Here is an 11,984-nt window from a genome sequence, read left to right on the forward strand (position 1 = left end):
CGACGGCCCCGTGCCGTACGGGCGTTGCGCCGAAGGGCCGCGGGCCCCGGCCGCTCCCGGAACCCGGGGAGCGGTCGGGGCCCGCGGCCGTCCGCGGCGCGGCGCGGTGCGCTCAGCCGGCGAACGCGGACACCGGGACGCTGGGGTGCACCTCGCGCTCGACCCGCGGCAGGATGTCCGGGATGTAGACCTTCTGGATCGCGTCGCCACCGTCGTGCGCCTCCCAGGCCTCCCGGGTCGCCCAGCGCTCGACCAGGACGAAGCGGCCCGGGTCGTCCTGCGAGTGGTACGCCTCCCAGCTGACGCAGCCGTCCTCGGCGAGGCACAGCGGCCGCATCCGGGCCAGGGCGTCGGCGACCGCCGGGACGCCGTCCGGCTCGGTGACCCTGACGATGACGATGAGGTCGAACATCACTGCTCCTTGGCGGTGGTGGGATCGGTCCCGGCGGCCGCGGCCCGGCCGAGCTCGGGCAGCCACTCGGCGATGGGGGTGAACCGGTAGCCGAGCGAGGCGGCCCGGTCGGCCGACATCGCGAAGTCGGCCGGGCAGGAGAACGGGGACAGGTCGGGATCGCCCGCCGGGTCCTCCTTCTCGATCACCTGGGCCTTCAGCCCGGTCGCCCCCTCCACCGAGGCAACGACATCGTAGACGTCGGCGGTGTCCGGGGAGGCCACGTTGACCGCGCCGGTCACCTCGTTCACGGCCGCCCAGGCGAGGAAGCCGGCCGCGTCCTCGGCCCGCACCAGCGAGGTGCGGCCCGGCCGGGCGTGGGCCACCACGGGCCGCCCGTCCCGGATCCGGTCGACGTGGAAGCGGTAGCGGCCGGTGAAGTCGCCCTCCTCGGCCAGCACGTGGGCCACCCGGGCCAGCACCACCGGCACCCGGGCGCGGTCGGTCACCGCGGCCTCGGCCTGGCGCTTGCCCTCGCCGTAGTTGGCCTCCAGGTAGTCGTCGTCCTGCCAGGGCAGCGTCAGGTCGTACGGGTACCCGGCCGGGTCGAGCTCCTCCTCGCGGGCGAGCGGCCCGAACTCCGGTGCCGCGACCGGCCCGCGGAAGGTGTCCTTGTTGTAGACCTCTATGGTGCTGGTCAGCACCAGCTTCCCGGCCCGGTCCCCGAAGGCCTCGCAGGCCTCCACCGCGGCGTTGGGGGTGTAGCACATCTGGTGCACCACGGCGTCGAACCGCTCCCCGGCCACCGCCTCGGCCAGCTCGCCGGGGCGGTTGACGTCCGCGCGCAGCCGTCGGACCGAGTCCCCGAACGGGTCCGGGGTCCGGCCGCGGGTAATCAGGGTGACCCGGTGGCCCGCCGCCAGCAGCCGGCGCACCAGCAGCTTGCCGAAGTAGCGGGTCCCCCCGATGACGCAAATGTCAGCCATCTGCTCTTTCCTGTCTCTTTCTCTCTCGTTCCGTCCGCGGCCGCGACGCGCGACCGCTCGGGTTCTGTCAGGCGGACGCGGCGCCCACGGCGTCGGACGAGTCGTCCTGCGCCCTCCGGGACGCCCCGGCCGCGCCGCCCTCCTTCCGGCCCACCAGGCAGGCCACCGCGCAGCCGACGGCGACCACCGCGTCCACGTACCAGTTGGCCCCCGGCACCCCGGCGGAGCGCGACAGGTCGAACAGCACACCCGCGAGCACCGAGCCTGCCATGTTCCCGGCGCTGCGGAAGAAGTGCATCGCCCCCATCGCCTTGGCGAGTTGACGCTCGGGGACCTTGCGAGCGATCCACATGTCGAAGGACGGCACGAAGAGGATCTCGCCCAGGACCACCGTCAGCGCCCCGACCACCACCCAGGCCGCGCCGCGCCCCGCCCCGAGGGCGGTGAACGCCACCGTCATGCCGGTGAGGCCGATCGCCATCACCACGGCCGGGTCGAGCCGGCTGATCAGGAACTTGAACACCGGGTACTGGAGCACCAGGATGCTCAGCCCGGTGATCCAGAACGGCGCGGAGGGCGCCCACTGCGGCACGTACCGCTCCATGTGCAGCGGGATGCCGACGATGAAGCCGATCGACAGGAACCAGAACACCGACGACAGCAGGAAGTAGCGGGTGGCGCCGCGGATGTCGATGCCCTTGAACACCGCCGTGGAGAACAGCGGCCCGCGGGCGGGCCCGGCGGCGGGCTCCGCCTGCGCCTGGAAGCCGTCCCGGGGGATGAAGGACGACGCCGCCAGGCAGAACGCGAGGAAGATCGCGAACACCACCGAGAACAGGGTGCTCAGCTCGACGTCGGCCAGCACCGCGCCCAGCATGGCCCCGCCGAACACGCCCACCTGGCCGGCCATCTGGAAGGTCGAGAAGGCCTTGGGGCGCTCGTCGTCCGGATAGGAGGCCAGGACGTTCTTCAGGCCGGGGAAGGAGGTGCCCGAGCCGAAGCCGATGAAGAAGGCGAGCACGGCGTAGACGAACACCCCGCTGCCGAAGCCCATCAGGCCCAGCGCCACCGCCTCCAGGGCGGTGCCGAGGAAGACCGCACCGCGGATGCCGATTCGCAGCGCGACGCCCTCGTAGAAGAAGGTGGCGAGCAGCCGCCCGACGTACGTCATGGCCATCACGACGCCGGCCCAGAAGCCGCTGTCCACCCCGCCGAGCGAGGCCACCAGCACGGGGAACCAGATGTAGCTGCCGGTGTTCGCGAGGAGGATGCCGGCGTTGACGCCGATCAGCGCCCGCCTGCGGTCGACGGTCACAGTGCGGCCCTCTCCTTCGTCTCGTCCGTCGTCGTCCCGGCCGCGGCGGCGGCGCGGAGCGCGGCGACGGTCCGGGCGACCGCCGGGCGGTCGACCGGCGTGCCCCGCACGACGGTGGCGGTGGGCAGCGCCGAGAGCGGCCGGCCGGGGGCGTGCAGGTTGTAGGTGGCCGGCGCCCCGACACTGATCGGGTGGGCGGCGCCGGACTCGCCGCGCAGCTCGTCGAAGTAGCGCCGGCCGCCGACGGTGGCCTGGTGGCGCAGCGCGGTGGCGAGCGAGGGGTCGTCCCCGCGCAGCAGGTCGAGCTCGCCGAGCAGCGAGTAGCCGTGGTACGCGCCGGTGTTGCCCGAGTCGGTTCCGACCAGCAGGTTGCCCTCGCGCAGCGCGGCCAGCGCGTTGCGGCGCATGTCGCCCAGAGCGCCGGTGCGGGTCTCCTGGAGGCCGTAGGTGATCCCGTACGGCTGCTCCAGGCCGCGGACGGCGTCCAGGTTGCGGACGTCCTGGGTCTCGGCGAAGCCCTCGCGGCCGTACTCGGCGAGGAAGTCGTCGGCGGTCATGACCATCGGGCGCAGGCCGGACAGGGTGGAGACGAACCGGGCGCCCGCGAGGTCCTTCCACTCGGCGTCGCCGAGGGTGCGGTCCCGGACCGTGTGGGCGAAGAGCCGGAACCCGCAGTCGTAGGCCCAGCGGGTCTCCTCCAGGGTGTTGCAGTCGATCACCGCGGTGATGCCGCGCTCGGCGGCGATCCGCGCGGTGAACCGCAGCACCCGCTCCGAGAGGCGGGAGAAGCGCACCCGGGAGCCGGGCTGCTCGGTGCCGTCGGTGAACATGACCTTGAGGAAGGTCGCGCCGCGCTCGGCGTTGTTGCGCAGCGCCTGGTCGAGGTCGGCCTCGACCGCGAGCATGTACACCGGGGTCGGGAACTCCACGCCGTGGCCGGAGAGGCCGGCCGCGTTGGTCATCGCCGTCACCGCGTAGCCGCAGTGGACCAGTTCGGGGTACGGCAGGGCCGATTCGGCCCGGCCGGCCTCCCAGGCGTCGGCCACCATCGGGAAGCCGAACATGTCCACCACGTGGGTGACGCCGTGGTAGAGGTACTGGAGGGCGATGATCCGCGGGTCCTCGGCGGTGTCGTCGAAGTTGGCGGGCAGCGCGATGTGGGCGTGGGTCTCGGTGTAGCCGGGCCACAGCTCCGGCTCGTCGCCGCGGCGGGTGCCCGAGGGCTCGATCCGGGTGAAGACCCCGTCCTCCACCGTCACGTCGAACAGCGCCTCGGCGTCCAGGGCGGGGACGGCCACGCCCGACAGCACGGCGGGCCGCCGCTGCTCGGGGGTGGCCGCGCTCACCGGGCCACCTCGACCGACAGGCGCAGGTCGATGCGGTCCAGGCCGTCCTGGCAGCGCTTGGCGGCCTCGTCCCGGTCGCCGCCGGTGAAGATGACGTGGCCGATCCAGTCGAAGTTGCTGCGGGAGAGCCGGTTGATGGCCGTGCCGGGCTTCTTGTAGCCGAGGGCGCTGTGGAAGCCGGGCAGGTCGGTGAGGGCGTCGAACCCGATGGCCTCGACCGTCCCGGCGACCGGGGAGCCGAACCAGTGGCCGCTGGCGGTGGTCTCGCGCGGGAAGGCCAGCTCGGGACGCTCGCCCAGGGCCAGGCGGATCACCTCCAGGTACGGGTCCACGCCGGAGCTGATCTCCATCAGCGTCGGCACGATCCCGCCGGCCAGGCGGCCGTTGACCTCGCACAGCACCGGGCCGTCCGGGCCGAGCAGCCACTCGGTGTGGATGAAGCCGAAGTCCACACCGAGGCCGTTCAGCACGGCGGTGGTGGCGGCGAACAGCTCGTCCTGGAGCGGGTGGCCGCTGAAGTAGGTGAGGCCCATCTCGATGAAGTACGGGAACCCGCTGAGCGACCGGTCGGTCAGGCCGAGGTTGACCACCTCTCCCCCGGCGAGCACGCAGGACTCGACGGAGATCAGCTCGCCGGGGACGAACTCCTCGATGACGATCTCCGGGATGCGCACGACGCCGCGGCCGTAGTCGGCGACCTGGGCGAGCTCGGCGAGGTAGTCGCGCAGGTCCGACTCGTCCTTGAGGTGCAGCACGTGGAGGCTGGCGGTGCCGTCGGAGGGCTTGGCCACGCAGGGGAAGCCGACCTCGCGGACGGCGGCCTCCACCTCGGCCGGGTCGGTGGCCACCGCGAAGCGCGGCTGGCGGACGCCGGTGCCGTCCAGGACGGTGCGGGTGAGGTGCTTGTGGCGGGCGTTGCGGGCGCCGTCGACGCTCATGCCCGGCAGGCCGAGCGCCTCGGCGACGGCGGCGGTGTGCACCGTGTGGTACTCGCTGTAGGTGGTGACGCCGTGGATCGGCTTGTCGGCGTGCAGCTGCTGGGCGAGGTCGATCAGCTCGTCGATGGAGAAGGCCTGCTCGCTCTTGACGACCTGGCAGTTCGGGTGGGCGTAGGCCGCCTCGGTCAGCGGCGAGACGCTGAGGTAGAAGTCGGGGTCGACCGAGACCAGGGTGACGTCGTGCCCCAGCTCCAGGGCGTTGGCGATACCGGCGATCCCGTTCGGGTTGCACTCGATCATGAGGATGTGCATGGCTGTGCTCCTTGTCAGGCTGGGCTAAGGGGGGTGACGGGTCGTCCGGGGTGCCCGGACGGACGGCGCGGGGTTTCCGGGCGCCCGCTCAGCGGACGCAGGCTCCGACGGAGGCCGGCAGCCGGCCGGCGCCGCCGGCCCGGGCCACCGCGGAGAGCACGGCGGGCAGCGAGAGTCCGACCGCGGCCATGACCTCCTCGTGGTCGCCGCCGGTGGAGGGCCAGGTCAGGTCCGCGCTCGCCGCGGTGACCTCGCAGCCGGGCATCAGCAGCGCGAGGGCCTCGGCCGCCCCGCCCTGGGCGCGGTGCTCCTCGACCACGACGAACCGCCGGTGGTGGCGCGACAGTTCGGCCGCGGCGCGGGCCAGGTTCGGGTGGTCCAGGTAGACCAGGTGGGCGTGGGCCGGGCCGGGGCGGGCCTCCCGCGCGGCCAGCGCCAGGCGGGTGCCCTCCTCCCCCACCGACACCAGGCAGACCTCGCCCGGATCGGCCCGGAACTCCCAGTTGACCAGTGGCGGCTGCGCGCCCTCCCAGTCCAGCGAGCGGTACTGGGCGTTGCGCCCGGTGCGGATGTAGTGCGGCCGGCCGGAGCGCACGGCCTCGCGGACCACCGCGCGCATCTCCGCCTCCCCGTAGGGAGCGGCGATGACCACGCCCGGGATGCTGCGCAGGACGGCGAGGTCCTCCAGGCAGTGGTGGGTGGTGCCGAACCAGGCGCCGGAGACGCCCGCGTAGGGCGCCACCACGGTGACCCCGGCGTTCAGGTAGCCCAGCGTCAGCTTGAGGCTCTCCGCCGCGCGCAGCGCCGCGAAGGGCGCGAAGGTGCTGACGAAGGGCTTGTACCCGCCCGCGGCGAGTCCGGCCGCCATGTCCACCATGGCGCCCTCGGCGATGCCGAGGTTGAAGAAGCGGTCGGGGTGGGCGGCCTGGAACGGGTGGCCCTTGCCGCCGAGGTCCGCCTCCAGGCAGACGATGGTGTCGTCCTCGGCGGCGAGCCCGGTCAGCTCGTCGCGGTAGGCGTCACGGCCCGAGAGGGTCATCGGATCGCTCGCTTCCACTTGGCGGCGCGCGTGGCGTCGATGGTCACGTAGTGGGAACCGGCCTTGCCCTCCACGGCGGGCACGCCCTTGCCCTTGACGGTGGCCGCGATGACGGCCAGCGGCCTGCGGGCCCCGGCGCGGTCGCCGGCCAGCAGTGCGGTGAGCGCCGCCAGGTCGTGCCCGTCGGTCTCCACGACCTCGAACCCGAAGGCGGCGAACCGCTCGGCGAGCCGGGGCAGCGGCGAGATGTCGGCCACCAGGCCGTCGTTCTGGCCGCCGTTGCGGTCGACCACCAGCACGAAGTTGCCCAGCTCCCGGGCCGCGGCGACCTGGCAGGTCTCCCAGACCAGGCCCTCCTGGAGCTCGCCGTCGCCCGCGACGGCGATGCCGAGACCGCTCCGGCCGCCGAGCTTGCGCGCCAGCGCCCAGCCGGCGGCGTACGGGACGCCGTGGCCGAGGCTCCCGGTGGGGAAGCGCACGCCCGGGACCTTGGGGCCCGGGTGGCCGGTGAACGGCTCGCCCGCCAGGCCGTAGCGCGGGGTCGGGTCGTCCGGGAGGACGCCGCTGACGTGCAGGGCCGCGTAGAGGCCGGCGGCGGCGTGTCCCTTGCTGAGCACGACCTCGGTGCCGTCCCCGGCCGAGGCCCGGTGCAGCGCGGCGATCAGGATGTCCAGGACGGACAGGCTGCCGCCGAGGTGGCAGCCGCGCGGCCCGGCGGCCATGTCGACCACGAGCCGGCGGGCCCGTACGGCCCGGTCGGTGAGGACGGCCAGCAGGCTGTCCTCGGCCCGCGGCGGGGCGAGCACCGCACTCATCGACGGCTCCCCTCGGGCAGGGCGAACCACCGGTTGACGGCGTCCGCGAGCAGCGTGCGGGCGGTGCGGTACTCCATGGCGCCGATCCGCTCCTCGTCGGTGTGGTCCAGCGAGGAGTCGCCGGGGCCGTACGCCACCATGGGCACGTCGTGCCAGGTGGTGGCCAGCGTGTTCATGTCCGACGTGCCCTTCTTCACGACGAAGCGGGGCCGGATGTCGGCGTCCGCGAAGGCCCGGGTGAAGACCTTGACCAGCGGGCCGGAGCGGCCGCCCACGTAGCCGGGGGTGGCCCGCAGCACCTCGACGGCCACGCCGGGGCGGACCTGGTCGAGCGCGGCCGCGCGCAGCGCGGCGAGGTCGGCGGTGGGCGGCACCCGGAAGTTGAGGATCCCGGTGGCGTGGTTGTGCTCGCGTCCGGTCCCGCTGCTGATCTCGATGACCGCGCTCAGCGCGTCGGTCGCCTCGGCCAGCACCGCCGTCCGGATGCCGCCGAGCGCCTCGATCAGGAGGTCGGGGGCGGAGACCGCGTCCTGTCCGGCCGAGTGGCCGCTGGGCACCGACGCCGTCACCTGGAGCTTGAAGAGCCCGAAGTAGCCGAGCGTCAGCTTCTGCGCGCCGCTGGGCTCGCCGATCACGACCGCGTCGGCCGGGTAGTGGTCCCGGACGTGGAAGGCTCCCTTGGAGGAGGAGATCTCCTCCTCGACCGCGCCGACCACGCACAGCTGGCCGTCCTCCGGGATGTCCGCGTGGGCGAGCACCTCCAGGAAGCTCGCCAGGCTGCCCTTGGCGTCGACGCTGCCGCGGCCCCACAGTTCGCCCTCGCGCCACTCGGCCGGCCAGCGGTGCGGCACGGTGTCGAGGTGGCCGAGGAGGAGCAGCCGGCGGGGGCCGATGCCGCGGCTGGCGACGAGGTTGCCCACCTCGTCGACGGCGGCGTCCATGCCGCGCTCCCGGCACCACTCGGCCAGCAGGGTGGCGAGTTCGGCCTCGTCGCCGGAGACCGAGGGCACCGAGACGACCCGGGTCAGCAGGCTCAGGTCGGCGGAGGGCTCGCGCACCCGCCAGAACCTGGTCCAGTTCGCCGGCTCGGCCATGGTGTGCGGCCCGGTGATGGCCACGTCGGCGCTGCCCTCCAGGGCGATCTCGGCCGCGCGGACCTTCTGCCGCATGCGTCCCGCGGCGTACCGCGCTCCGTCGCCCGGGTAGGCGTCGGCCAGCGTGGAGCGCGGGTCGTCCTTGTCCGTCAGCAGTCCGGCGGTGCCGGTGACCAGCCGCAGGTGGTCGGCGTCGAGCGCGTTGGCGAGGACCGCCGCGAGCACGTCGGCGTCGACGTTGAGCGGGGCGCCGCCGTCCGGGTCGGCGACCGGCGCGGACAGGCAGACCAGGTCGTAGCTGTCGAGCAGGGCGTTCAGCCGCTCGGTGTCCACCCGGGCGGGCACGCCGGCCCGGTGGTCGCGGACCACGATCGGCCGGCCCTCGGCGGACAGCGCCTTCAGCGGGCGGTTGGCCCGCCCGGTCACCAGCCCGCCGCGCGCCGCGACGGCGGTGAAGACGCCGAGCCCGAGGGCCCGGGCCTCCCGCTCGACGGCGGGCAGGGTGACCCGCTCGTAGGCGTCGACCAGGTGGGCCATCTCCTCGGGCGGGCAGTAGCGCACCTCGTCGCCGTTGGCGAGCCGCAGCTGCGGCATCGGGCGGCCGATCGCGCGGTAGTGGGTCTCGATGCCGGTGGCACCGCCGGCGACCAGCAGCACCCGGGCGCCCCGGGCCACCAGGTCGGCCAGCTCCTTGTGGATCGTCCCGTGGTCGAGCGTGGCGCTGCCGACCTTGACCACGTACAGCGGGCGGCTCATGGCGACACCGCCGTGGTGGGCAGTCCGGCCGTCTCGTCCAGGCCGAAGATCAGGTTCATCGCCTGGATCGCCTGCCCGGCCGCGCCCTTGACCAGGTTGTCCAGGGCCGCCACCGCGACGCACTGGTCGCCGCGGACCGCGACCGCCACCTCGGCGACGTTCGAGCCGACGACCGCCTTGAGCATCGGGAAGTCCTGCGCCGCCTTGGGGGCCGGCCGGACCCGGACGAAGGGCTTGCCGAGGTACGCCTTGGCGTAGGCCCGCTTGACGTCCAACGCCGTGACGCCGTCCCGCAGTTCGGTGTACGCGGTGACCATGATGCCGCGCGACACGTCGAGGCTGTGGGTGGAGAACCGCAGGTCCACGGCGGCGCCGGTGAGGTCGGCGATCGCCTGCTGGACCTCCGGGGCGTGCCGGTGCCCGTGCAGCTTGTGCACCCGGATGTTGCCGCTGCGCTCGGCGTGCGGCTCGCCGCCGCCGCGACCGCTCCCGGTGGAGCCGGTCTTGGCGTCGACCACGACCCGGTCGGTCGCGAGCGAGGCGGCGAACATCGGGTAGAGCGCGTAGATGGTGGTGACGGCCATGCAGCCGGGCAGGCTGATGAACCGCTCCTGCGGGATCCCGGGGCTCAGCTCGGGGACGTAGTAGGCGAACTCCTCGCTCGGCGGGTTCGCGGCGGTCTTCGGGTAGTGGGTGCGGACGTCGTCGCCGTCGCGCAGCCGGAAGTCGCCGCCCAGGTTGAGCACCCGCTTGGCGTTGTCGGCGATCAGCGGCAGCTGCTCCGGCAGGGTGCCGGTCGGCAGGCAGCCGAAGGCGACGTCGACGGGGCCGGCCTCGGCGAGCTGCGCCAGCGGCCGGAGGGTGAGCGAGCCGGCCCTGGGGTGGTTGCGCAGCCAGGGGTGGACGCTGCCGACGGTGGCGCCGGCGTTGCGCTCCGCGGAGAGGAACGCGAGCTCCACGCCGGGGTGTTCGAGCAGCAGCCGGATCACCTCGCCGCCGGTGTAGCCGCTCGCGCCGATGACGGCGACGCGGATCTTCTCGTCAGCCAAGGCGGGCCGCCTTCTCCCACGGACGGCGGTAGTCGCCGCTCTCGACGAGCTTGCGGATGGCGTCCGGGCGCCGGGCGACCTTCCGGAAGGCGTCCGCGTAGCGCAGGATCCGCTCGTACTCGACCGGGGAGCGCAGCTCGCGGCAGAGCACCAGGGTGCTGTCGAGCATGCCCAGGGTGACCGGGAAGTCCTCGGGCTTGTGGTCGCGCACGGCGTCCGGGTTGAGCGAGAACGGGTAGCCGTTGCCGAAGCCGTCGCGGTGCTGGAACGGCAGGTGGCACGGGATCGGGGTGTTCTGCCACTCGCGGGCCGGCACGCCCTCGGCGACCAGCAGCTCGTGCACCGCCTCCTTGACGGCGTGCACCGGCAGGTCCTCCAGGCCGACGGCCTCCGGGTGCAGGGTGGTCCGGTACATGTTGTACGCGTGCACGTGCCCCTCCGGGACGTGCGGCGGCGTGAACAGACCGGTCCCCGCCAGGGCCTCGCCGAGCAGGGCGGCGTTGCGGGCCCGGATCTCGTCGTAGTACGGCAGTCGGGCCAGCTGGCTGGTGCCGAAGGCGGCGGCCACCCAGGACATGCCGTAGTCGATGGCGTGGCGCTCCAGGTAGTCGACCGCCCTGCGGTACGCCTCCTCGGTGGCGTAGAAGGCGATGCCGCCCTCGCCGCCGAGCGGGAAGTTCTTGTCGGCCATCAGGCTCTGGCCGGCGGCGTCGCCGAAGGAGCCGGCCACCCGGTCGCCGATCTTGGCGGAGTGGGCGTGCGAGGCGTCCTCGACGAGCGCGATGCCGTGCTCGTCGGCCAGGGCGCGCAGGGCGGACACGTCGGCGGGCAGGCCGTGGACGTGCACCGGCATGAGCGCCCTGGTCCGCGGGGTGATCGCGGCGGCCGCGGCCTGCGGGTCCATGCAGTACGTGCGGGGGTCGATGTCGACGAACACCGGGATCGCGTGCGCGGCGACCACGGCCTGCGCGGTGGCGATGAAGGTGAACGCCGGGACGATCACCTCGTCGCCGGGCTGCACGCCGGCGCCGACCAGGGCCATGTGCAGGCTGGAGGTGCCGCTGGCGGTGGGCAGGGCGTACGCGGCGCCGACGTAGGCGCGGTACGCCTCGGCGAAGTCGGCCACGACCTTGTCGGGCGACTGCCGCTGGGCGAGCATCAGGTTGAAGACGTCTTCCTTGGTGATGATCGGGAAGAGCGTGCGGCGCTGGGCCTTGGGGATCATCGCGCCGCCGCCGAGGGCGGCGAGCTCGTCGGTGAGGTCGGCGGCGGTGGGCAGGGGCAGTGGGGAATTCGGGAAGTCGGTGATCATCAGCGTGCTCCGGAGGTTGCGGCGGCGGGGCGCGCCGCGTGGGTCAGGGCCATCCGTACGCAACCGGCCACCAGGGGGCTCAGCCGGTAGTTGAACTGGACCCCCGGCACCAGCTCGGCGTCGGCCTCCTGCTGGGTCCACATCGTGCGCAGGTCGTAGGCGCCGAAGATCTTCAGCCGCTCGGCCCGGGCCCAGAGCCGCTCGTCGTCGGTGAGCACGGCGGCGGCCGGGCCGAAGCCGAGCCCGCTCAGGTCCACCACCAGCGCGGGGGCGGTGGCGCCGGCGGTCAGCTCGTCCAGCCGGCCGGCGTTCTCGGGGGTCAGGGAGACGAAGTCGAAGGCGGCCGGGGCCTGACCCTCGACGGTGACGCCGAGCCAGCCCAGGAAGGCCACGGTGGCCTCGTCCGGCTCGGACAGGGACACGGTGTCGCCGTGGCCGATGCCCTGACCGGCCAGGGCCGCGTGCAGGGCACCGGTCCGGCTGTTCAGCAGGACGGCCTTGGCACGGCCGGTCCGCTTGGTCAGCAGCCGCTCCAGGGCGGGCAGTTCACGGTCGCTCTTCTCGATGCTCATGACCACGCCCGAGGTGAGCACGCGGGCGAGCACCGTCGCGGTGTCGAACAGTTCCATGG

Annotated in this window: 11 protein-coding genes; all 11 read right to left on the reverse strand. The window is 73.7% G+C overall.

The features are described 5' to 3' along the window. Positions 1-112: 112 nt before the first annotated feature. The 11 genes from ACIQI7_RS12085 to ACIQI7_RS12135 all read right to left on the reverse strand — a co-directional run bounded on the left by ACIQI7_RS12085 (position 113) and on the right by ACIQI7_RS12135 (position 11,982). Positions 113-412 (reverse strand): putative quinol monooxygenase, encoded by a 300-nt coding sequence (locus ACIQI7_RS12085; RefSeq protein WP_387748166.1) that lies wholly within the window; start codon positions 410-412, stop codon positions 113-115. Beyond that, positions 412-1,377: an NAD-dependent epimerase/dehydratase family protein gene (locus tag ACIQI7_RS12090; protein WP_401107907.1), complete on the reverse strand. Its 966-nt coding sequence runs from the start codon at positions 1,375-1,377 to the stop codon at positions 412-414. Before ACIQI7_RS12090 ends, ACIQI7_RS12085 begins: the two co-directional genes overlap by 1 nt. Before the next feature lie 67 nt (positions 1,378-1,444). Continuing rightward, complete coding sequence (locus tag ACIQI7_RS12095; RefSeq protein ID WP_401107910.1) at positions 1,445-2,692, reverse strand: MFS transporter; 1,248 nt, start codon at positions 2,690-2,692, stop codon at positions 1,445-1,447. Continuing rightward, on the reverse strand, positions 2,689-4,038 hold the full coding sequence (locus tag ACIQI7_RS12100; protein WP_401107913.1) for a hydrolase: 1,350 nt from the start codon (positions 4,036-4,038) through the stop codon (positions 2,689-2,691). The genes ACIQI7_RS12095 and ACIQI7_RS12100 overlap by 4 nt, the downstream gene beginning before the upstream one ends. Then, positions 4,035-5,288: an ATP-grasp domain-containing protein gene (locus ACIQI7_RS12105; protein WP_401107915.1), complete on the reverse strand. Its 1,254-nt coding sequence runs from the start codon at positions 5,286-5,288 to the stop codon at positions 4,035-4,037. Before ACIQI7_RS12105 ends, ACIQI7_RS12100 begins: the two co-directional genes overlap by 4 nt. An 88-nt stretch (positions 5,289-5,376) precedes the next feature. Next, a complete protein-coding gene (locus tag ACIQI7_RS12110; protein WP_387748156.1) occupies positions 5,377-6,327 on the reverse strand; it encodes a transketolase family protein in 951 nt (316 codons plus the stop codon). Continuing rightward, on the reverse strand, positions 6,324-7,142 hold the full coding sequence (locus ACIQI7_RS12115; protein ID WP_401107917.1) for a thiamine pyrophosphate-dependent enzyme: 819 nt from the start codon (positions 7,140-7,142) through the stop codon (positions 6,324-6,326). The genes ACIQI7_RS12110 and ACIQI7_RS12115 overlap by 4 nt, the downstream gene beginning before the upstream one ends. Continuing rightward, a complete protein-coding gene (locus ACIQI7_RS12120; RefSeq protein ID WP_401107920.1) occupies positions 7,139-8,992 on the reverse strand; it encodes a M20/M25/M40 family metallo-hydrolase in 1,854 nt (617 codons plus the stop codon). The genes ACIQI7_RS12115 and ACIQI7_RS12120 overlap by 4 nt, the downstream gene beginning before the upstream one ends. Continuing rightward, the gene (argC, locus tag ACIQI7_RS12125) at positions 8,989-10,041 is read right to left on the reverse strand and encodes an N-acetyl-gamma-glutamyl-phosphate reductase (RefSeq protein ID WP_401107923.1); all 1,053 of its coding nucleotides are present in this window, start codon (positions 10,039-10,041) and stop codon (positions 8,989-8,991) included. The genes ACIQI7_RS12120 and argC overlap by 4 nt, the downstream gene beginning before the upstream one ends. After that, positions 10,034-11,353, reverse strand: coding sequence for a DegT/DnrJ/EryC1/StrS family aminotransferase (locus ACIQI7_RS12130; RefSeq protein ID WP_401107925.1), 1,320 nt, complete (start codon positions 11,351-11,353; stop codon positions 10,034-10,036). Before ACIQI7_RS12130 ends, argC begins: the two co-directional genes overlap by 8 nt. Continuing rightward, on the reverse strand, positions 11,353-11,982 hold the full coding sequence (locus tag ACIQI7_RS12135; protein WP_387748146.1) for a degT/DnrJ/EryC1/StrS aminotransferase: 630 nt from the start codon (positions 11,980-11,982) through the stop codon (positions 11,353-11,355). The genes ACIQI7_RS12130 and ACIQI7_RS12135 overlap by 1 nt, the downstream gene beginning before the upstream one ends. Between the last annotated feature and the right edge of the window lie 2 nt (positions 11,983-11,984).

The sequence above is a fragment of the Kitasatospora sp. NPDC092039 genome (assembly GCF_044756065.1).
GTDB lineage: Bacteria > Actinomycetota > Actinomycetes > Streptomycetales > Streptomycetaceae > Kitasatospora.